Annotated in this window: 15 protein-coding genes; 8 read left to right on the plus strand and 7 right to left on the minus strand. The window is 39.0% G+C overall.

Annotated features, from left to right (window positions below; genetic code table 11):
• Positions 1-28 precede the first annotated feature (28 nt).
• The gene (gene fabF / locus MR054_RS07040) at positions 29-1279 is read right to left on the minus strand and encodes a beta-ketoacyl-ACP synthase II (RefSeq protein ID WP_242083326.1); all 1251 of its coding nucleotides are present in this window, start codon (positions 1277-1279) and stop codon (positions 29-31) included.
• Positions 1280-1291: 12 nt separating this feature from the next.
• A complete protein-coding gene (locus MR054_RS07045; RefSeq protein ID WP_008269813.1) occupies positions 1292-1525 on the minus strand; it encodes an acyl carrier protein in 234 nt (77 codons plus the stop codon).
• A gap of 185 nt (positions 1526-1710) precedes the next feature.
• Between MR054_RS07045 and purN the strand changes: the two genes are divergently transcribed.
• From purN to MR054_RS07065, 4 genes are all read left to right on the plus strand, one after another.
• On the plus strand, positions 1711-2286 hold the full coding sequence (gene purN / locus MR054_RS07050) for a phosphoribosylglycinamide formyltransferase (RefSeq protein ID WP_242157151.1): 576 nt from the start codon (positions 1711-1713) through the stop codon (positions 2284-2286).
• Between the two features lie 98 nt (positions 2287-2384).
• Positions 2385-3026 (plus strand): ribonuclease H1 domain-containing protein, encoded by a 642-nt coding sequence (locus MR054_RS07055; RefSeq protein WP_242157152.1) that lies wholly within the window; start codon positions 2385-2387, stop codon positions 3024-3026.
• Between the two features lie 81 nt (positions 3027-3107).
• Positions 3108-4034 carry a PfkB family carbohydrate kinase gene (locus MR054_RS07060; RefSeq protein WP_242157153.1) on the plus strand — a complete coding sequence of 309 codons (927 nt, stop codon included), beginning with the start codon at positions 3108-3110 and terminating at the stop codon, positions 4032-4034.
• Between the two features lie 80 nt (positions 4035-4114).
• Positions 4115-6013 (plus strand): amidophosphoribosyltransferase, encoded by a 1899-nt coding sequence (locus tag MR054_RS07065; RefSeq protein ID WP_242157154.1) that lies wholly within the window; start codon positions 4115-4117, stop codon positions 6011-6013.
• Positions 6014-6771: 758 nt separating this feature from the next.
• On the opposite strand, the gene MR054_RS07070 is transcribed toward MR054_RS07065, so the two are convergent.
• On the minus strand, positions 6772-7380 hold the full coding sequence (locus MR054_RS07070; RefSeq protein ID WP_242083337.1) for a superoxide dismutase: 609 nt from the start codon (positions 7378-7380) through the stop codon (positions 6772-6774).
• Between the two features lie 124 nt (positions 7381-7504).
• On the opposite strand from MR054_RS07070, the gene MR054_RS07075 reads away from it, so the two are divergent.
• The 4 genes from MR054_RS07075 (at position 7505) to MR054_RS07090 (ending at position 15935) form a co-directional block, all read left to right on the plus strand.
• Positions 7505-10624: a UvrD-helicase domain-containing protein gene (locus MR054_RS07075; protein WP_242157155.1), complete on the plus strand. Its 3120-nt coding sequence runs from the start codon at positions 7505-7507 to the stop codon at positions 10622-10624.
• Between the two features lie 259 nt (positions 10625-10883).
• On the plus strand, positions 10884-12260 hold the full coding sequence (locus MR054_RS07080) for an OmpA family protein (protein WP_242157156.1): 1377 nt from the start codon (positions 10884-10886) through the stop codon (positions 12258-12260).
• Between the two features lie 68 nt (positions 12261-12328).
• Positions 12329-15094, plus strand: coding sequence for a PD-(D/E)XK nuclease family protein (locus MR054_RS07085; protein ID WP_242157157.1), 2766 nt, complete (start codon positions 12329-12331; stop codon positions 15092-15094).
• Between the two features lies 1 nt (position 15095).
• Positions 15096-15935 carry an alpha/beta hydrolase family protein gene (locus tag MR054_RS07090; RefSeq protein WP_242157159.1) on the plus strand — a complete coding sequence of 280 codons (840 nt, stop codon included), beginning with the start codon at positions 15096-15098 and terminating at the stop codon, positions 15933-15935.
• A gap of 2 nt (positions 15936-15937) precedes the next feature.
• Here the strand turns inward: MR054_RS07090 and MR054_RS07095 are convergent, their stop codons facing one another.
• Genes MR054_RS07095 through MR054_RS07110 form a run of 4 tightly spaced genes read right to left on the minus strand, consistent with a single transcriptional unit; the run spans position 15938 to position 22621 of the window.
• The gene (locus MR054_RS07095) at positions 15938-17587 is read right to left on the minus strand and encodes an alpha-amylase family glycosyl hydrolase (RefSeq protein WP_242157390.1); all 1650 of its coding nucleotides are present in this window, start codon (positions 17585-17587) and stop codon (positions 15938-15940) included.
• Complete coding sequence (locus MR054_RS07100) at positions 17574-19478, minus strand: alpha-amylase family protein (protein ID WP_242157161.1); 1905 nt, start codon at positions 19476-19478, stop codon at positions 17574-17576. Before MR054_RS07100 ends, MR054_RS07095 begins: the two co-directional genes overlap by 14 nt.
• 6 nt (positions 19479-19484) lie before the next feature.
• Complete coding sequence (locus MR054_RS07105) at positions 19485-20666, minus strand: alpha/beta hydrolase (RefSeq protein ID WP_242157162.1); 1182 nt, start codon at positions 20664-20666, stop codon at positions 19485-19487.
• Between the two features lie 8 nt (positions 20667-20674).
• Positions 20675-22621 (minus strand): glycoside hydrolase family 13 protein, encoded by a 1947-nt coding sequence (locus tag MR054_RS07110; protein WP_242157164.1) that lies wholly within the window; start codon positions 22619-22621, stop codon positions 20675-20677.
• Positions 22622-22654 lie beyond the last annotated feature (33 nt).

The raw sequence follows: 22654 nt of genomic DNA on the forward strand, positions 1-22654 counted from the left end.
TGTCTTTATGGTTTATTTCATTCGAGATTTAATCAATTTTTTTGAATAAAACACAAGCGTTGTGTCCACCAAATCCAAACGTATTACTCATAGCTACTTTAACATCTCTTTTTTGAGCCTTATTTAAGGTCAAATTCAATTCCGGATCAATGTTCTCATCAACTACACTGTGATTTATTGTAGGAGGGACTATACCGTTTTCAATGGCCAGAATACTGGCAATGGCTTCAATGGCTCCAGCGGCACCTAATAAGTGCCCCGTCATGGATTTTGTCGAATTAATATTAATATGCCTGGCATGATCTCCAAAAACTTTTGAAATTGCCTTAAGTTCGGCAACATCCCCCAGGGGGGTTGATGTCCCGTGGGTATTAATATGGTCTACATCCTCTGCTTTGAGACCGGCATTATCCAAACAATTCTGCATTACGGCAATAACGCCAATACCTTCAGGATGAGGCGCCGTCATATGATAGGCATCGGATGACAATCCCCCACCTGCAATTTCGGCATAGATTTTTGCTCCTCTGGCTTTGGCATGCTCATAATCTTCTAAAACCAATGCTCCTGCACCTTCTCCCAATACAAACCCATCGCGAGTTGCATCAAATGGTCTTGAAGCTGTTTCGGGACTATCATTTCGTGTTGAAAGGGCATGCATGGCATTAAAACCTCCCATACCTGCAATGGTAACCGCTGCTTCACTGCCACCGGTAACTACTATATCACAATGCCCCAAACGAATAGAATTCAGGGCATCAAATATGGCATTAGCTGAGGACGCACAAGCGGAGACCGTGGTGTAGTTAGGTCCCATAAAACCATGCTTAATAGAGATGTTCGCCGGCGCAATATCTGCAATCATTTTTGGAATAAAAAACGGGTTAAATCGTGGAGAACCATCACCCTCAGCATAGTTTAAAACCTCTTGCTGAAACGTTTCCAGTCCTCCAATACCTGCACCCCATATAACACCAACACGCAATTTATCGATTTCGTCTAAATTCAACTGGGCATCAGCAATGGCCTCATCGGCAGCTACCATAGCATACTGCGCAAACTTATCCATTTTCCTTGCCTCCTTCCTGTCGATGAAATCGGTAACGTTAAAGTTTTTAACCTCGCAAGCAAACTTGGTCTTAAACTTTTCGGTATTATAATATGTTATAGGCGCAGCACCGCTTTTACCACTAACCAGGCCATCCCAATATTCGTCTTTGGTATTGCCAATTGGTGTTAAAGCCCCTAATCCTGTGACTACAACTCGCCTTAATTCCATAAATTACTTTGCTTATTTTGCTTCTTCTATGTAAGAAATAGCTTGACCTACGGTAGCAATATTTTCAGCTTGGTCGTCAGGTATTTGAATATCGAATTCTTTTTCGAATTCCATGATTAATTCTACAGTGTCTAATGAGTCTGCTCCTAAATCGTTTGTGAAGCTAGCTTCAGTGACTACTTCGTTCTCATCAACACCTAATTTGTCAACGATAATCGCTTTTACTCTTGATGCAATGTCTGACATAATCTTTAATTTTTAAGTTTTAATTAGTTGGCAAAAATAAAGGTTTTTATTTTTAAAACACATGTTTAGTTTAAAAATGTGTCTGTAATTTACTAAAATTACCTTTAAGTATTTGCATTTTCCTTTCTAATTGTTAATAATTATTCTTTTTTTTGTTCGAGTAATCTTAACAAGGCAGGCCTTTTATGAAACGTATTGTCATCTTTGCTTCAGGCAGCGGCACTAATGCCGAAAACCTCATTAGGTATTTTGAAAACAACCCTGAAATTGGTGTTACTAATGTTCTGAGCAACAACCCACAGGCCAAGGTATTGGATCGTGCCAAAAAGCTTAATGTCAGTGCCTTTTCATTTAACCGTATCGCTTTTTCAAAATCCGATGATGTCCTTAATCTGTTGAAGAACTGTAACCCAGATTTAATTGTTCTGGCAGGCTTTTTATGGAAAATGCCTGAATCTATTATTAAAGTTTTTCAAAATAAAATTATTAATATCCACCCTGCGCTATTACCGAAATATGGCGGGAAGGGCATGTTTGGGATGCATGTTCATAAAGCTGTTGTAGACCATAATGAAATGGAAACCGGAATTACCATACATTATGTAAATGAAAATTATGATGAGGGGGCTATTATTTTTCAGGCATCATGCCAGGTAGATCCTCAGGATTCCCCTGAAGATGTCGCGGCTAAAATACATGAACTGGAAATGGAACATTTTCCAAAGGTTGTTGAAGGGCTATTAACCAATGAGGCATTTTAAATGGAATGTTATGCTATATTAGAGGAAGGATGTTGACTATAGCCGTTTCCATTGTGCGGAACATGATGCTTTTACCTATGTCACTTTTACCGTAAAAAATGATTAAAAAAAAGAAAAAATTCTATACCGTTTGGAAAGGGCATAAGACAGGCGTTTTTGAATCCTGGGATGACTGTAAAGCCCAAATAAAAGACTATCGAGGTGCCATATACAAGGCCTTTGAGTCCTTTGATGCAGCAAAAAAAGCGTTAGGTGAAGACTATAAGAATTATGTTGGGAAAACGGCAGCGTTTAAAAGTGAGCTTTCTGAAGCGGAGTTGAACCTAATAGGAAAACCAAACTACCATTCCATTTCTGTCGATGCAGCTTCCAGTGGTAATCCGGGGAAAATGGAATATCGAGGAGTTGATACCAAAACCAAAAAGCAACTCTTTTATCAAGGTCCTTTTGAAGAGGGTACCAATAATCTAGGCGAATTCCTTGCCATAGTGCATGCTTTAGCCTTATTGAAGAAAAATAAAAGCGACCGACTTATCTATACCGACTCTAAAACGGCGATGAGTTGGGTGAAAAAGAAGGCCTGTAATACAAAACTCGAACGTAATAAGGCTAACGAATTCCTTTTTGAACTTGTTGACAGAGCCATTCATTGGTTAAAACATAACACTTACACGACTAAAATCGTTAAATGGGAAACCAAAGCCTGGGGTGAAATTCCTGCGGATTTCGGAAGAAAATAACTGGTCCCACCGGTTTAATAAAAATATTCTTGTATTACTATTTAATGCCTTATATTTGCAGAAAATTAGCGCTCCTCCTCTATGGGTAAATTAGTAATCGTGGGAACCATAGCTTTTGATGCTATTGAAACACCTTTTGGTAAAACCGATAAAATTCTTGGTGGAGCTGCAACGTTTATTGGTCTTGCTGCTTCTCATTTTAATGTAGATATCGCTGCTGTTTCAGTGGTTGGTGGAGACTTCCCTAAGGCATACCTTGATTTGTTATCAAACAAAAACATAGATCTTACTGGTGTTGAAATTGTTAAAGAGGGGAAAACCTTCTTTTGGAGCGGACGGTATCACAATGATATGAATACCAGGGATACTTTGGTAACAGAACTCAATACAATGGGAAATTTTAAACCAAAGGTGCCAAAAAATTACCAGAATGCTGATGTGGTCATGCTGGGGAATTTACACCCTTTGGTGCAATCCAATGTTCTTGACCAGATGTCCGAAACACCCAAGATGGTTATTTTGGATACCATGAATTTTTGGATGGACAGTGCCCTAAATGATTTGCTACAAGTTATCAAACGGGTGGACGTTATTGCCATTAATGATGAAGAAGCCCGACAATTAACAGGAGAATATGCTTTGGTTGTTGCCGCGAGAAAAATTCATGAAATGGGACCAAAGTATGTAGTCATTAAGAAAGGAGAGCACGGTGCCTTGTTATTCCATGACGGTCATGTGTTCTTTGCTCCGGCCCTTCCGTTGGAAGAAGTTTTTGATCCTACTGGGGCGGGTGACACTTTTGCCGGAGGTATTGCCGGTTATTTGGCCAAAACAGGTGACACCTCTTTTGACAATATGAAAAATGCCATTATTTACGGTTCGACATTAGCTTCGTTTTGTGTAGAAAAGTTTGGAACAGAGCGTATGGTTAATTTATCGAACACCGAAGTGTTCAAACGATTAATGCAATTCAAGCAATTAACTCAGTTTGATATTGAATTAACATAAATGTAACGCGCTCCAAAAAGAAGCGCGTTTTTTAATTAAAATTTACTTTTCGCGTAAATGCAAAAAATCGAGTACTAAAAATGAGTGATGTTTTGAAACACGAATGTGGAATAGCGCTTATCAGGCTCTTAAAACCACTGGAATTCTATAAAGAAAAATACGGCACTGCATTTTATGGAGTGAATAAGATGTATCTTATGATGGAAAAGCAGCACAACAGAGGACAAGATGGGGCTGGTTTTGCAAGTATAAAATTAAACACTGATCCCGGAAATAGATACATTAGCAGAATTCGCTCGGTGCAACAGCAACCTATCCAGGATATTTTTGCGCAAATTAACGAACGTGTTAACAAAGAATACAAAGCGCACCCGGAATATATCGATGATGTTGCTTTGCAAAAAAAACACATCCCATATATAGGAGAGCTCTTGTTGGGGCACGTGCGTTATGGAACTTTTGGTAAAAATAGTGTGGAGAGTGTCCACCCCTTTTTAAGGCAAAACAATTGGATGCACCGAAATTTAATCATGGCTGGAAACTTTAACATGACCAATGTTAAAGAGCTTTTTAGCAACCTTATAGAATTGGGGCAGCATCCTAAAGAGTATACCGACACCATAACCATTATGGAAAAAATTGGTCATTTTTTAGATGACGCCGTAAGCAAAATATATAAAGACCTTAAAAAGGAAGGTTTCAATAAAAAAGAAGCCTCTCCACTAATTGCTGAACGGTTAAAGGTATCCAAAATTTTGAGACGCGCAGCAAAAAACTGGGATGGAGGATACGCCATGGCGGGTCTTATTGGCCATGGCGATTCATTTGTTTTAAGAGATCCTGCGGGTATAAGACCCACCTATTATTATCAAGATGATGAAGTGGTTGTTATCGCCTCTGAGCGTCCGGTAATTCAAACCGCTTTTAACGTAAAATTTGAGGACGTTAAAGAATTGGAACCCGGACATGCCATAATTACTAAAAAATCTGGACAGGTATCCATAAAAAAGATATTAGACCCCTTAGAAAGGAAATCCTGTTCTTTTGAGCGCATTTATTTTTCTCGTGGTAGTGATGCTGAAATTTACCAGGAGCGCAAAAAACTTGGTGAATTGTTAATGCCCAAAGTATTGAAGGCCATTAATAACGATACCAAGAATACAGTTTTTTCATACATTCCGAATACGGCAGAAACTTCCTTTTTTGGAATGATTGAACGCGCCGAATTTCTGCTTAACAAGAAGAAAACAGCCGCTATCCTGAGTGGACAACGTTCGATTTCTGCGAAAAAAGTAACCGAAATACTTTCGGAGCGCACTCGAGTAGAAAAAATAGCAATCAAGGATGTTAAACTCAGGACCTTTATAACGGAAGACAGTAGCAGGGATGATTTGGTGGAGCACGTGTATGACGTTACCTATGGTGTCATTCAACCAACCGATAACCTGGTTATCATTGATGACAGCATTGTTAGGGGCACCACCTTAAAGAAGAGCATTTTGAAAATGTTGGACAGACTAAATCCAAAGAAAATTATTGTAGTGTCTTCCGCACCTCAAATCCGATACCCGGATTGTTATGGTATTGATATGGCCAATCTTGAAAGCTTAGTTGCCTTTAGAGCAGCACTTGAACTCTTAAAAGACCATAATAAATTTCATTTAGTTGAGGAAGTCTACAAAAAATGTATTGAACAAACTGATTTGGAAGATCGGTATGTACAAAACTTTGTAAAAGAAATTTATGACCCCTTCACCGATGACGAAATCTCAGATAAAATAGCTGAATTATTGAGTGATGATAGTATTAAAGCCGATGTAAAAATCCTATTTCAAAGTGTGGAAAATTTAAATCTGGCGTGTCCTAAAAATTTAGGAGACTGGTATTTTACAGGCAACTATCCAACCGTTGGAGGAAATAGGGTCGTAAACCGGGCATTCATTAATTTTTATGAAGGGAATAATGAACGTGCTTATTAAGTATGAATTACCAAAAACAGGACCATTAATCTATAAAATCAACCTTTAATCTAAAAAAAATGCCGTTCATCTATAAAATACGCAAAATATGTTTTTTAGATTTACTTTGGTATCACCATAACATAAGTAGGTTAAGTTCATGGTAGATTTGGGGCAAAAAAAGGTGAACTCTCGTTCGCCTTTTTTTATGCCCTTTTTTTAAATCTTCAGATTTTTACCCACTCCGTTGCCACGTTATCATCCATTTCTTTTAAGCCGATAAATAGGTAGTTCAACTAAAATATTTCCTAGATGCAGCAGACTCCTATATATTCGAATCACCATAACATAAGTAGGTTAAGTTTATGGTAGATTTGGGGCTAAAAAGGTGAACATTTGTTCGCCTTTTTTTTTGAGTAAACCCAAAGTGTACTCAGAAGAAAACACAACCCTATTTGAATTCCAGGTGCCATTAACTGCCTCTTCAGTAATCCCCATTAAGCCAATTTATGAGTAGTTCGCCTAAAATATTTTTTTAAGCCGCACAACTAATGTACTTTTGCCCTTACCATAACATAAGTAGGTTAAGTTTATGGTAGATTTGGGGCAAAAAGGTGGACACTCGTTCACCTTTTTCATTTGATAGAAACTATTTTCCATAAAAAAATCGTCCAAAACCAGGTTTGGACGATTTTTTGTTTTAAACGCTCCCTTTCCAGCTCACAAACGGATGGTGGCCTGCACCCTCAGCGCCAGTAAATTGCAAAAGGATTCGCTAGTTATTTTGATTCTGCATAGCGTCGCTCGACCTCATTCCAATTAATCACATTAAAAAATGCTTTAATGTAATCCGGACGCCGATTTTGATAATGTAAATAATAGGCATGCTCCCAAACATCAATTCCCAAAATAGGCGTACCACCGCAACCAACACCTGGCATAAGCGGATTATCCTGGTTTGGTGTAGAACATACATCTAACTTGCCGCCCTTATGAACACACAACCAGGCCCAACCAGATCCAAAACGCGTTGCTGCCGATTTGGAAAACGTCTCCATAAACCCTTCTTTAGACGTAAAAGTGGCTTCAATAGCATCCTTAAGTTCCCCAGAGAGATATCCTTTATCTTCTGGATTCATCACTCGCCAATACAGGGAATGATTATAAAACCCGCCACCATTATTTCGTACTGCGGCGTTATTCATGTCCAAGTTTACGAGGATATCTTCAATCGATTTACCTTCTAAACCGGTTCCTGCAATCGCATTGTTCAAATTGTTCGTGTATCCTGCATGATGTTTCGTATGATGTATCTCCATGGTCCGTGCATCTATATTTGGTTCTAAAGCATCATATGCATATCCTAATTCCGGTAATTCAAAAGCCATAATTTTTTGTTTTAAACTATTAATATTTATTTTATTTCAAAATTACGGATAAAACGCTTCAATTAAAAATAATATATTGTTATCGAACTATTAATACTTTTTATCTTTAATAAAATTTTTCTTCTTGAAGCACAACAATTCATTTACAGTTTATAATGCATCTGCCGGTAGTGGTAAGACCTATACCCTGGTGAAAGAATTTTTAAAAGTCTTATTTCAATCCAACAACAAGTACCTCTTTAAAAGTGCCCTGGCCATTACCTTTACAAATAAGGCAGTAGCCGAAATGAAAGACCGCATTATCAATACATTAAAAGAATTTTCTAATGAAAGAATATTAGAAGACCCCAGTAAAATGTTTGAAGCTATTTGTAGCGAAATGGATCTCAGTCCCGAACAACTTCACCTAAAAGCAAAAACACTGTTGCATACCATTGTCCATAATTATGCCGCTTTTAACATATCGACGATTGATGGCTTTACACATAATTTACTTCGAACCTTTGCCTATGATCTAAAATTACCCTTACATTTTGAAGTGGATCTGGATCAAGAAGCTTTACTCAATGAAGCCGTAAACAATTTAATTGCGCAGGCTGGTGAAGATCAGGCCTTGACAAAAATACTGGTAGATTTTGCCATAGAAAAAGCCGATGACGATAAAAGTTGGGACATTGCATATGATTTCAATAGCATTGGCAAACTACTTTTTAATGAAAACCACATCTCCTATGTCAAAACCCTGACGAAAAGGAATTGGACAGATTTTAAAGTCCTTAAACAGCATTTACAATCAGGCATAGCCGCTTTAGAGTCTCAAATTGTTCATACAGCCCGTAAGGTTTTAACTCTAATACATGAAGCGGGACTGGAATATGGTGATTTTACATCAAGTTACCTGCCTAAGCACTTTATTAATCTCAGTAATAAAAAATTTGATATAAACTTTAATGCCAAATGGCAGGAAGATATTGCGCACAAAACATTATTCCCCAAGCGAGTTAGTCCTTCCATTGCCTCGGTAATCGAAAACATTCAACCCCAATTGGCAAATGCCTTTTACGACACCAAACAAGATGTTTTTCAACTTAAATTTTTAACCGCTTGTTATAAGAATATTACCCCTTTATCCGTGTTAAATGCGATTAGCAATGAACTGGAAGTCCTAAAGGCAGACCAAAATAAATTGTTGATTTCAGAGTTTAACAGCATTATAAGCAATGAAATCAAGAACCAACCCATTCCGTTTATTTATGAACGCCTGGGGGAAAAATTCCGGCATTATTTTGTAGATGAGTTTCAGGATACTTCAAAATTGCAGTGGCAAAATTTAATACCCCTTATAGACAACACCTTGTCATCCGAAAACGGCAGTGCTCTAATTGTTGGCGATGCCAAGCAGGCCATATACAGATGGCGTGGCGGTGTGGCAGAACAGTTCATCCATTTATTCAACGAGACATCACAACCATTTCAAATAAAACAGGACGTTCAAAACCTTCAATTTAATTTCCGCAGCTACACAGAAATTGTAAATTTCAACAATGGCCTTTTTTCATATTTATCGGATATCGTGTTAAGTGATAATCTCTATAAAAAAATATATTCCAGCTCCGGTCAAAAACCAACATCTCATGAGCAAGGCTATGTTGAATTATCGTTTTTGAACATCGAAAAGGATGATGATCGAGATGCCTTATATGCGGATAAGGTCTTACAAACCATAGAACAATGTCTTCAAAACGGGTATGCTCTTAAGGACATTTGCATTCTAACGCGTTATAAAAAAGATGAGAAACACTTGGCGTCATTTTTAGCTGCCCAGGACCATTTAAGCATCCTTTCAGAAGATGGCTTAATGCTTTCCAGTTCACCGGAAATTGCTTTTGTACATAATGTATTGTGCTTGTTAACCCAACCCAAAAATAACAGCATTAAAATACAGGTCTTAAGCTACCTCTCATCCTTATTTGAAATTGTAGACAAACATGCCTTTTTTACAAAGCACATCAACCAACCGCTTCATGAATTGTTCAGTAGTTTTGAAGTTTATAAGGTATACTTAAGTTATCAAAACTTACTGGAACTACCCTTATATGAATTAGTTGAAACCCTTATTAGACAGTTTCATTTGGTGAAACATTCGAATGCCTACATGCAGTCTTATTTGGATGTGGTCTTAGAGTTTTCCAATACATTTGGTTCGGATATAATGGCTTTTATCGCCTATTTCGATAAAAAGAAAAACGCTCTGAGCATAGCATCTCCCAAAACGGAAAATGCCATTCAAATAATGACGATTCATAAGTCTAAAGGCCTTGAATTCCCGGTGGTCATTTTTCCATTTGCCGATTTAGATATTTATTCCGAACGAGACCCTAAAGAATGGGTTCCCATTGACCCTGAAACTTACGCTGGTTTTACACATGCACTCCTTAATTTTAACAGGGATTTTGAACATTTTGGCAGTGCGGGGAAAACCATCTATGATCGCCACAGATCCATGCAGGAACTAGACCATATCAACTTATTGTATGTCGCTCTAACTCGGGCAAAGGAACAGCTTTACATCCTCTCAAAAAATGACGCCAAATCGAATACCTATTCCGGAATGCTAATCGATTACCTTCAGCATCTCAATCTTTGGCAAGACCATCAATTCACTTACCGTTTTGGAACAGCTGAACGACCCCTTAAAAAAGAACATGTGGACGAGGTGTCCAAATCCCCTTCTGAATTTATTTCAACAGATAAAAAAGATCATAACATTAAAATTGTGACCAAATCCGGGGTTCTATGGAATACGCATCAGGAAGAAGCCATCGAAAAGGGAAATTTAGTGCATCATATTATGGCTCAAATACGTACAAAGGAGGATGTTGACTTTGCAATTAACGACAGCCTTAACCAGGGCATGGTGAATGGCGATCAAGCCATATTGCTAAAAGAACAGGTTTTAAAAATTATTGAGCACCCCGACTTGGCCCCCTATTTCAATGCCAATCTGATCATTTATAATGAACAGGACATCATAACGAACCAAAATGTGGTACTAAGACCGGACCGGGTGGTCATAAATGCATCCCGGGAAGCGGTCATTATTGATTATAAAACAGGATTGGTTGACGAAAAACACAGGCAACAATTAAATTTATATCAAGAGGTCCTTGAACACATGTCTTATCGTGTTAAAAAGAAGTTTTTAGTCTATATAAATAAGGACCTGGTCGTCCACCATGTTTAATTTTCATAACATTTTGAAAGCAAGGCGGATATGCTATTGGATTCTTTTGAAAGTATTTATACACAAAAAAATAGGGCTCGATTTACATTTTATCCGTCTAAATACCATATTCAAATGATTATTAACCCATAAATAAGGTAAACATATAATGATTGAGGATTCATGGAATCTTTAATATTTTTATATATTTGTCTTTGTTAATAAATTTTAACAACTTACATTTGTTTACAATTAACACTTAAAAATTAAACTTTTGAATATGAAAAATCTTAGCAGATTATTGTTCGCTATGTTGCTTGTACTTGGTTATAGCAACGTAAATGCGCAAGACGAAAACAACCCGTGGCAAATTACTATTGGTGTAAATGCAGTTGATGCTTATCCATCAGGTGACGGTGCTCCATTTAGTGAAACTATTTTTAGTAAATATTTTGACGTGGACAATTACAATATTTTACCTTCCTTATCTTCAATTTCAGTTTCTAAATATGTTGGAGATGGATTTTCTTTTGGAGTAACTGGATCTTTAAATAAAATTGACAGTTGGGGAGAGGATTCAAACGGAGAGGCTATAGCTGTAGATGATTTATCTTACTATGGTGTAGACGGAACCATAAAATATAGTATTGGTCAGGCTTTGGATTGGAATACTTTCGAGCCCTTTTTAGGCGTTGGCGGAGGTTACACCTGGGTTGATGAAATTGGAGCCGGTACCTTAAACGGAACCCTTGGTTTCAATGTATGGTTTAGCGAAAATGTCGGCTTTACTGTCCAGTCTGCTTATAAACATGCATTTGAGGATTACTTACAAACCCATTTCCAACATACCGCTGGTATCTCCATTAAATTTGGAGGAACAGATACTGATGGAGATGGTATATATGATAAGGATGATGCCTGTCCAGATGTTCCCGGTCTAGAAGCCTTTAACGGTTGCCCGGATTCTGATGGCGATGGTATTGAAGATAGCAAAGACGATTGTCCAAACACAGCTGGTCCAGCTGAATTTAACGGATGTCCGGATTCTGACGGTGATGGTGTTGCCGATAAAGATGACGACTGTCCATCTGTAGCTGGTTTAAAAGCTTTAGCCGGTTGTCCGGATGCTGATGGTGATGGCGTAACTGATGGTGACGATGCTTGTCCTAATACTGCTGGTCCTGCAGCCAACAAAGGTTGTCCTTGGCCAGATGGTGACGGTGATGGTGTATTAGATAAAGATGATAAATGTCCGGATGTTAAAGGTACTGTTGCAAACAACGGTTGTCCTGAAGTTTCAGAGGAAATTCAAAAAACATTGAACGAGTACGCTAAAACCATTTTATTTGATCTTGGTAAATCAACTATAAAATCACAATCTGAATCCGTACTTAAGGATATTATTGAAATTCTTAACGAATACCCAACAGCTAAATTTACGGTAGAGGGGCACACAGATAGTACTGGTAGTGAAAAATTAAACCAATCCTTATCTGAAGCTAGAGCGCTTTCAGTAAAGGAATATCTCGTGGCCAACGGTGTAGACGAGTTCAGACTTTCTGCTCTTGGATATGGTGAAGCTAAACCAATTGACACCAACAAAACGAGAGCTGGTAGAGCTAATAACAGACGTGTTGAAATAAACTTAGCGAAATAAAGCCAGGTAAAATTTAAAATAAGTAAAAAAACGCTTCGGATATCCGAAGCGTTTTTTATTTTTATGTAATGACTACTTTTATTTTTGATGTTCTAACCGATTTACAACGAAAGCAAACCAACTTAACTAAAACGACTTTTATTTTACCCAGTAAAAGAGCGGGGCTCTTTTTAAAACATCAACTGCCAGAATTTATTGATCAACCCATTTTCTCTCCAAAAATCTTAAGTATTGAAGAGTTTGTTGAAGATTTATCCCAACTAAAAAAAGTCAATACCATAGAACTTCTGTTTTTATTTTATGATAGTTATGTCCAATTAACTCCAAAAGAAGATGTAGAATCATTCGAATCCTTTTTAAAATGGGGACAATCATTACTACAGGATTTTAATGAGGTTGATCGCTACCTGGTCCCGCAAGAAAAGATATTTAATTACCTAAGTGCCATTAAAGAACTAGAACAGCACCATTGGTCTTTAGAGGAACCCCAGACGGAGTTCGTTAAAAAATACCTGTCCTTATGGAATAAAATATATGACTATTACCGCCATTTTACCAACGCTATGTTAAACAAGGGTATGGGATACCAAGGTTTAATATATCGTGAAGCCGTTGGGAATATTGAAACTTATATTCAGAACAATTCAGATTTGAATCATGTCTTTGTAGGTTTTAATGCTTTAAATGCAGCCGAGGAAATACTAATCCAAGAATTGTTGGAAAATAATCTGGCACATATGTATTGGGATATAGACCAGGTTTTTATAGAAAATGAAATACACGATGCCGGCCTGTTTATGCGACATTACAAAACCCAATGGCCCTATTTTAGACGTCAACCTTTTAACTGGGTAACCACGCATTATGGTACACCAAAAAACATATCCATATATGGTATCCCAAAACAAGTGGGACAGGCCAAACACATTGGAACCCTCCTAAAAGATCTAAAGCAAAACCATAGTTCACTGGAAAAGACAGCTGTAGTCCTGGGCGATGAAAATTTATTAATACCCGTTTTAAACTCGCTTCCCAAAGAACTCGATGTTTTGAACATTACTATGGGGCTTCCTTTAAGTTCCATTCCTTTAGCGTCATTATTTCAAAACCTGTTTGATATTCATAAAAGAAGTTCCAAGATCTTTTATTTTAAAGATGTCATTAAATTACTATCCCATCAATTCATTAGACCTCTCTTTAATTCGGATGGTAATGATTCTGCCATAACCATCATAAATACCATTAACAGCAACAATATAGTGCATGTGTCCCTGGTGAAAATTAAAGAAATGGCTAAAGGCTATGATGACGTTCTGGACCTGTTATTTTCGGATTGGGGCGCTTCAATGGATAATGTCATTGAAAACTGCACGAGCCTAATTCTTCTGTTAAAAGCAGCGTTCAAGAAAGACCCGTCTTCTCATGTCTTGAGCTTGGAATACCTTTATCGCTTTAATACCCTGTTTAATGAACTCTCCAGATTACACGCAACTACCAATCACATAAAAGATATTTCGACCTTATATGGGATCTATAAAGAACTTTTAAATTCCGAGACCCTGGATTTTCAAGGCGAACCATTACAGGGTCTACAAATAATGGGCATGCTGGAATCCAGGGTATTGGATTTCGAAACGGTTATTATTTCATCGGTAAATGAAGGGCTGTTACCTGCCGGAAAAACCAGGAATTCATTTATCCCATTGGATGTTAAACTGGAATACCAATTACCAACCTATAAAGAAAAGGATGCTGTTTACACCTATCATTTTTACAGATTGCTCCAGCGTGCCAAAAACATTTATTTATTGTACAATACGGAAGCGGATGTATTGGCAGGTGGTGAAAAAAGTAGATTCATTACCCAATTGGAAATAGAAAACATCCATAACATCCACCACGCCATTATTGCCCCGGAAATCCCGGTAATTGAATCCTCATCACATAAAATCCAAAAGACCCAAGCCGTTATATCTGCGTTAGAAGCAATAGCCCTTAAAGGGTTTTCACCATCCGCTCTAACCAATTATATTCGCAATCCGATCGATTTTTACCATGAAAAAATTCTTGGCATCCACGAATTAAATGAAGTTGAAGAAACCATTGCCGCCAACACGCTCGGCACTGTAGTCCACAACACCTTGGAAGACCTTTACAAGCCTTTGGTAGGACATGTTCTAAACCCCGATGCCATTGCAGCCTTAAAACCTGATATATCGAAAACCGTAAGGCATCATTTTAAAAAAGAATACAAGGATGGTGCTATTACCAAGGGGAAAAATTTAATCATTTATGAAATTGCGAAACGGTATGTTTCTAATTTTTTAGATCTGGAAATGAAACAGCTAAAGGATGGAAATACCATTACAATTATAGCTGTTGAAGCTAAAAACCTTGTCGCCATCGACATTCCGGAAATAGCCTTTCCGGTAAACCTAACCGGGAAAGTGGACCGTGTGGATGTCTTTAATGGCATCACAAGAATCATCGATTACAAAACAGGACATGTTCAACAAAATCAGGTGGACATTATAAATTGGGAAGACATCACCAAAGATTATACAAAATACAGTAAAAGTTTTCAGGTGTTAACCTACGCCTATATGATGTGGAAATCCAATCAAATTCAATTACCTGTTGAAGCTGGAATAATATCGCTTAAAAATTTAAGTTCCGGTTTTATTAAATTTACCAAAAAAGACCGCGCCGGTAATGGTGCGAAAAAAAATTCCTTAATAACTAAAGACATCCTTTCAGACTTTGAAAATGAGCTTAAAACCCTTATTGTTGAAATCTGTAATCCAAATAGTGATTTTATTGAAAAAGAGCTCTAAAATGAATGCATTAATCAATATCGTAATAGAAGGGAAACATAACAAACCCATTCTTGTGGATGCGTTCTTTAATGAAACCCCCTCTTTAAAACCTATGGTCATTTTTTGTCATGGATATAAAGGTTTTAAAGATTGGGGGGCCTGGACTCTTATGGCAAAAGCATTTGCAGAAGCCGGTTTTTGTTTCATTAAATTTAATTTTTCCCATAATGGAGGAACGGTTGAACAACCCCTGGATTTCCCGGACTTAGAGGCTTTTGGAAACAATAACTACACTAAAGAATTAGACGATCTGGAAACGGTAATGGATTGGGCTTGTACGAATGAAACCATTCAAAACACGGGAGATGTTGAACGTATGTACTTAATGGGCCATAGTCGAGGAGGTGGAATAGTCTTAATTAAGGCCGAAGAAGACCCTCGTGTGAAAAAGGTGGTAAGCTTATCCGGTGTTTCCGATTTTGGCAAAAGAAGTGCTACTACAGGGGATCTGGAACAATGGCAGAAAGACGGTGTTAAATATGTCCTTAATGGACGTACCAAGCAGTTAATGCCACATTATTATCAATTCTATGAAGACTTTATAGCCAATCAAGAACGCCTCAATATTAAACGGGCCGTATTGCAATTAAAAAAGCCTCTTTTAATGGTTCATGGTAATGCCGATACGAGTGTTTCAATAGATGAAGCCTACCAACTACGTGAATGGAGTCCCAGTAGTGAATTGTTTGTGGTTAATGACGCCAATCATGTTTTTGGCGCCCATCATCCCTGGTCGGAGCAAAAGCTGCCAGACCAATTGCTTCAGGCCACAAATTGCATCATCAAATTTTTAAGGTAAGCCTATAGGTACTCCAATAAAACCAGGTTAAATGGGGTGTTGAGAACCACCTGCCCCTGTTCAACCTCAACGGCGGTTCCAGAGTAGGCTTCCCGCAACTGGTCACCATCTTCAAACACCTTGGAAACATCCAATACCTTTTTCCCCGGGGGTAAACCCATTCCGATAACAACAAAATCCGAATATTCCAAATCTTGATAACTCCTGTAAAACAAATAGGGATCCTGGGTTATCATCTGATGGCTCCCGGCACCAACAGCAGGGTGGTCCCTCCTAAATCTTCCCAGTTTTTGCCAGTGTTCTAAAATGTCTCTGGTTTCAGGATCTTGTTGTATGGCCTCCCAATTCATAAAGGACCGCAAGGTGGCATCGCCTCGGGTTCCCGCTATAATCAAGGGGCGTGCCGATTCATCTCCATAATAAATCTGAGAAGTCCCGGGGCTAAGTAAAAGTTTGTTAGCGGACTCAAAAGGGTTTTGACGACTCGCATCAAAAGGCTCCCCATCATCATGAGAACTGATATAATTTAAAACCCCAAAGCCCTTTAAATCGGTATTTAAAATCTCCGAATAATTTTTAAACAGCTGCTCCGTAGACTGTTGCACCATATGATATTTGAGTTCAAAATTGATTAAACTGTTGAAGGCCCGATCAAAATAATTGACGGTCCTATCTCCAAAATCAAAGGCCTTACCTCCAGAAATCCCATAGTTATACACTTCCCCAACCAAATAAAATCCGTTATCATCCAATACTTTATCGGGATGGTTCTTTTTGTATGCAGCAAAGGCATAATCACACACCTTTTTAAACTCCTGCCATACATAAGGCTCCGTATGTTTAACCGTATCTACGCGGTAACCGTCAATTCCGAATTCGGTTATATAGTCTGTTAGCCATTTCATGATATAAAACCGGGGTGCCCGAGGATATCCCGTGTGTTCAAAAAAGTCATCCAATTCTTGTATTTCTTTCTCATAACGCCCTTCTGCCATCCATTTCTCCTGTAACCATTGTGGTAATTCTACATCCTCCTGACTTTCTGTTTTTATATCCGGTAAGTTATCCACTAAGGTGCATGTTACGGTCGATTGAAACGACGTATAATCACATGTAGGTTCCGTTCTAACCCAAGTCTTTGGCCACACAGGATCTTGTTCTGTAACCGGCCCGGTATGGTTTATCACGGCATCCAATAGTATACGAATGCCTTTGTTATGGGCCACTTCCACCAGTTCGTGCAAATCTTCAGGAGATCCAAAATTAGGATCTATGGCCGTCCAATCCCTGGCCCAATACCCATGGAAGGCATAAGTAAGTCCGGTCCCTTCATCAGTTCCTCCATGGATTTGTTCCACGACAGGAGTCATCCAAATGGCGTTAACCCCCAATGTGGTAAAATACCCTTCTTTTATTTTTTGGGTTATGCCTTTAATATCTCCCCCTTCAAAACCACGTAATTTATCCGCTTCAAGGGTTCTGTTAAAATTAACGTCGTTATTTGGATCGCCATTATTAAAACGATCGATCAATACAAAATATACATTGGCGCCTTCCCAAATAAATGGGGTTTCAGATTTCACCGACTGAGGGTTATGACCACACCCCAACCCCAAAAAGAGGACTAAAATTCCAACACTAAATACCCTCATCACCCGCATCTTCCTCCAGTTTTAAAATAAACGATTCCAACGGCTTTATTTTAAGGGGAATAAAGACCCTGTTTTCTTCCGCTCTCAAATCGGTGTTATAATGTCCATATAATTGATCGCTCAATTTATAAGTTTGCTGCTGCAATCCCCAGGTTTTTTTAAAGGAATTTGGAAGTACCAAAGAAAAGCTATACTCTATTTTATCGCTAAAATTAGATACAATGACGAGCTTTTCATCCTTATCCCATCTTACAAAAGATAAAAGTTTATCACTGTACTTTTCGGTATGTTTTCGGTTAAATGAATGAATGTCCTGGTAATGTCCCATTAAGGCGGTGCTCTGTACCGTAAAGTTCAATAGTCGTTTATAAAAATCCCTTAAGCGTTTTTCATCTTCCGTAAGTGTCTTCCCGTCGAAAGCGCCATTATTCATCCACCGCTGATGTGCCGGTACCCCGGTATAGTCGTAGATAGAAGTCCGTGACGGGTCACCAAAACCCATTTCTTCCGACCCGTCTTCTCCAACCTCCTGCCCGAAATAGATCATGGTAGGAGCAGTTGAGGAGGTGGCCGAAACCACCATGGCCGGCTTTCCTTTTTCAGGGTTCCCCGCAAATTCCGGGCTGGCCAAACGCTGTTCATCATGATTTTCCAAAAAATGCAACATATGGTGCTCTATGTCCTTTAAATTCTCCAAAATCGGGGGAATATGATCCGTTTTACCATAGCCCTGGACGACGTGTTTTAAGGTGTCGTATAATTGCACTTTATCATACAGATAATCCATCTTCCCTTTATGGATATAATCCCGGTACAAAACGGGGTTATACACTTCAGCCAATAAAAAGGCCTCCGGATTTTTCATTTTAATGGCCGAATTCATGTAACTCCAAAATTCGACAGGGACCATTTCGGCCATATCAAATCGAAACCCGTCTACACCCTTATCCATCCAATATAAGGCAATCTCCTTAAACTTGATCCATGAATTGGGAAGGGTTTTATCCTTCCAAAAATCAAAATGCATCCTGTAGTTTTTATGCTCAAAACCTTCCGGCAAAGTATCAAAATCCTTACGGCCTTCCGGGGAGATGCCATAGTTTACTTTTACGGTTTCATACCAATCCCCCATTTTAGGGCGCGATAATCGTGATCCATTTCCTGTCCATTTTGCAGGGTATTCCCAAAATTCTCCATCCACTAAAGGATGGGGTTCTCCGCCAAGAGGTAAGTACCCATTTTCCCATTCCGGAACTTTAAACGCTTCCATGGGGTTATAGTAAAAATTATTATTTACGTGATAGGTAACCGATGTGTCATCATCTTCTCCAAAATCCTGTACTCCTTTAGGTTTGGATATGCTTTTATAATTTCGGGCAACATGATTTGGAACAATGTCGATAATGGCTTTTAATCCCACACTATGGGTCCGCTCAATAAGAGCTTCAAATTCTTGCAGCCTCTGTTCTACGTTCACTGCCAAATCAGGGTTTACGTTATAATAATCTTTTACGGCATAAGGTGATCCGGCCCGCCCTTTCACCACGTCGGGATCGTCATTTGAAATCTCAAAGGAAGTGTAATCGGTAATAAGGTCATGATGCGGCACCCCTGTAAACCATATATGGGTTACCCCCAGGTTTTTAATTTCTGTTAAGGCCTTTATGGTAAAATCATTAAATTTGCCAACACCATTTTCTTCTATGGTTCCCCAAGGTTGGTTGGTCGTATTCGTGTTACCGAACAATCGTGTAAATACCTGATAGATGACTTCTTTGTGATGCGGTTTATTGAAAGTTGTATCCCCCGATACAATCGTTTTTTGCGAATGGTTACAACTTAAAATAATGACCAGTGCAGAAATAATTAATAGAAAATTTGTTTTACCCATACGCTCTTAATTGATATTAAATAACCATGTGATGGCATTTCTAAATTCTGATTTCCACAAGGATTCGTTATGGTTCCCTTGCTCTACCACACGGGTATATAGTTGCTGTTCCGGAAAGTTATGGGCTATCAAAAGGCGGGTCATCTTGGTGACATTATCAAGGACCTCCCCATCTTCCTTTCCTCCTACAACATAATATAATTTTGAATCCCTTAAATGAGCACGTTCGGCGGTAAACTGAAAGCATTCGGGGGCATACCATAAGGCAGGTGAAAATACACCAGCTTTCCCAAAAACATCGGAGTGTTTAAATAGGGCATAATGGGCAATTAATCCTCCCATAGAAGCACCCATTATGGCTGTATGACTCTTATCGGACTTTGTTCTGTAGGTTTTGTCGATAGCCGGTTTTAAGGTGTTCACCAGAAAATTGACATAAGCATCACCCTCACCCTTACCATATTTTTGGTGGTCCACTGGGGCATATTCATTGGAACGCTGGTCACCACCATGATCGATAGCTACCACTATTAAACCAAATTGGGTCTCATTATATAAGGCATTTAAGGTTTCATCGACTTCCCATTCACCTGCATATGATGTTTTTGAATCGAATAGGTTTTGCCCGTCCTGCATATACAACACGGGATAGTGTGCCCCGGATGTGTTATAGTTTGGAGGTAAATAGACACTAATTTTACGTTTCCTATGTAATTGTGGAATGGGAAAAGCTTCATCAAACACCTGAACATTTACCTGTGCCGTTGAAGGTCCCTCCATTCGCATCTCATCGTTCCAATGTGCAATAGCAATATCAACCGTATCATTCTGGATTGTAAAGGTATAGGTTCTATTTGCTATCGGGTTCCCATCCATTCCACACTCTACCGATTCCCAGTGGCCTTTAGTGAATTTAAATTGTATCTGGTTCCTATATTTTGGTATGCTTATGAGGTATTGGTCCTGTGTTTTTTTTAATTTAAACTGTTCCCGACCACCAGACCACCCTTCAAAATTTCCGGACAGATAGATATCCTTACTAAAATCGTGATTATAGGGTAAAGACATAATTCTAAACGTAACGCCCTCATCCCCTAAGATCGGATTATCATCTGTCCTGTTGGTGTGATCTTTACAGGACCAATAGCAACAAATAACAAGGCCTATAAAAATAAATCGGATCTTCATTTTTATACTTAATTTTTTGAGGTTAACAGGCGACTTCCCGGGCCTTTCAGCATCAAATGGTCCTTCCAGATCACTTCCTCTCCGGTGAGGATATCCCTTAACGACATGCCTTTGAGCCCTATCTCATCAAATCGGCTCAAATCGAGATCAACAGACTGTTCATTGGTGTTCATAAGATGTACAACCGTTTCATCAGTCCCAATCCTAAACAACAGATAGACCCCCTCTTTAGGCACAAAATGTACGGTCTTGCCCTCGTGTATGGCCTTACTGTCTTTTCTGTAATTAAGTATGGTTTTCAAGAAAGATTGCATGTCTATTTGGTCCTGCGACAACCCATCGCCCGTAAAGGCATTTATGGGATCTCCTGTCCAACCTCCGGGGTAATCGGTACGTATTAAGCCATGGTCTCCGGGCTTTTCAAAATCGTTCATTAAAATTTCAGTACCGTAATAAAGTTGTACGACTCTTGGCAATACAAGCATATAACTTAAAGCCATTTTTGTTTTCATGACATCGCCCTCCAATTGGGTGAAGATGCGACTCATATCGTGGTTATCCGGAAATATGAGAATTTGGTTTGGATGGGCATAAGCAAAATCGTTGGCCAGCGCGTTATAAATGGTAATTAATCCTGTATCATTAGTTTCTTCCTGCTTGAGCCCTTTTACAATTTGTTCCTGCATGGCAAAATCCATGGTCGATTTTAAGTTGGATTTGTAACCGTCTTTATTTTTTGCACCGTCTTGCCAGTATCCAATCAATAAGGGGTTAGTGGACCATTCCTCACCAACAATACTAAAGTTGGGATACTCGTTCATGATGGCTCCAGCCCAGTGACTCAAAAAGAATTTGTCGGAATATGGGTAAGTGTCCTGTCGAATCCCGTTAAGTTGTAACGTCTCTATCCACCATATACTGTTTTGTATGAGATAGGTGGCCATATAGGGGTTGTTTTGGTTTAAATCGGGCATATCAGATACAAACCACCCTCCCGTTTCCAAATTCTTATCCACCTGGGAGGCATACAGATCCTGGTTGGTCGTCCTTCGATGTTCGGTAATGACCGGAAGCCCGTCCTTCACAAATTGTTCCTGATAGTTCAACCAATCGTGAAACGGTAAATCCTGCATCCACCAATGTTCAACACCACAATGATTGACCACCTGGTCCATGATATGCTTCATGCCTCTTTGGTGCAAGCCTTGCGACAGGGCTTTATAATCCTCCAAGGTCCCAAATCGCGGATCCACTTCATAATAATCGGTAATGGCGTAGCCGTGATAGGAAGCCTCAGGCATATCGTTAATAAGCACCGGGCAGGGCCATACCGCTGTAAGCCCCAAATCTGCGATATAATCCAAATGATTGATGATGCCTTCAATATCCCCTCCATGGCGCCCATAATCATCGCGCCTATCAATAGTTTTTTCCTTTAAAGTGTCTACAATATCATTATCGGGGTTACCATTGGCAAATCGGTCCGGCGTAATCAAATAAATAACGTCACCACTGTCAAAACCAACATAATCTTCAGCCGCTTGCGCTCTGGGCTTCAGCTCGTAGGTATATATCAAGTCGTCATGCCCTGCTTGTGAGCATATAATATTAAATTTCCCCGCTTTAGTCGTCCGGTCCATTTCTAAGTCCACGAACACATAATTAGGGCTATCGGCATAATGGATCTTTTTAACCGTTACCCCGGGATACGTTATTCTAAGTGCCTTTTTTGAAATGTCGGGATGTTTTATGAGTAGTTGCAATGCTGAGTTTTTCATGCCAACCCACCAATATGGTGGCTCTACACGCTGCAGATCGCGTTGTTCCTCTGTAATGGGTTCTGCAAGGTTCATGGGTTTGCGGGCCTCTTCTTTACAGGATCCATAGAACAGGGTCATCGCCAGAAGGATGAAGGCTTTTGCAAAAGATTTTATATTCCAATACATACAATTCATAAGGCTAATGTTTTATTAATCCGATGCACGCGT

It is taken from the genome of Aestuariivivens sediminis, from assembly GCF_022662105.1.
GTDB lineage: Bacteria > Bacteroidota > Bacteroidia > Flavobacteriales > Flavobacteriaceae > Aestuariivivens > Aestuariivivens sediminis.

Excerpts from the sequence above, each read along its gene's own strand:
- MR054_RS07070 (WP_242083337.1), bottom strand. The coding sequence starts at position 7,380 with ATGGCTTTTGAATTACCGGAATTAGGATATGCATATGATGCTTTAGAA.
- MR054_RS07100 (WP_242157161.1), bottom strand. The coding sequence starts at position 19,478 with ATGGGTAAAACAAATTTTCTATTAATTATTTCTGCACTGGTCATTATT.
- MR054_RS07085 (WP_242157157.1), top strand. The coding sequence starts at position 12,329 with ATGACTACTTTTATTTTTGATGTTCTAACCGATTTACAACGAAAGCAA.
- purN (WP_242157151.1), top strand. The coding sequence starts at position 1,711 with ATGAAACGTATTGTCATCTTTGCTTCAGGCAGCGGCACTAATGCCGAA.
- MR054_RS07045 (WP_008269813.1), bottom strand. The coding sequence starts at position 1,525 with ATGTCAGACATTGCATCAAGAGTAAAAGCGATTATCGTTGACAAATTA.
- fabF (WP_242083326.1), bottom strand. The coding sequence starts at position 1,279 with ATGGAATTAAGGCGAGTTGTAGTCACAGGATTAGGGGCTTTAACACCA.
- MR054_RS07095 (WP_242157390.1), bottom strand. The coding sequence starts at position 17,587 with ATGAGGGTATTTAGTGTTGGAATTTTAGTCCTCTTTTTGGGGTTGGGG.
- MR054_RS07090 (WP_242157159.1), top strand. The coding sequence starts at position 15,096 with ATGAATGCATTAATCAATATCGTAATAGAAGGGAAACATAACAAACCC.
- MR054_RS07065 (WP_242157154.1), top strand. The coding sequence starts at position 4,115 with ATGAGTGATGTTTTGAAACACGAATGTGGAATAGCGCTTATCAGGCTC.
- MR054_RS07110 (WP_242157164.1), bottom strand. The coding sequence starts at position 22,621 with ATGAATTGTATGTATTGGAATATAAAATCTTTTGCAAAAGCCTTCATC.
- MR054_RS07055 (WP_242157152.1), top strand. The coding sequence starts at position 2,385 with ATGATTAAAAAAAAGAAAAAATTCTATACCGTTTGGAAAGGGCATAAG.
- MR054_RS07060 (WP_242157153.1), top strand. The coding sequence starts at position 3,108 with ATGGGTAAATTAGTAATCGTGGGAACCATAGCTTTTGATGCTATTGAA.
- MR054_RS07080 (WP_242157156.1), top strand. The coding sequence starts at position 10,884 with ATGAAAAATCTTAGCAGATTATTGTTCGCTATGTTGCTTGTACTTGGT.
- MR054_RS07105 (WP_242157162.1), bottom strand. The coding sequence starts at position 20,666 with ATGAAGATCCGATTTATTTTTATAGGCCTTGTTATTTGTTGCTATTGG.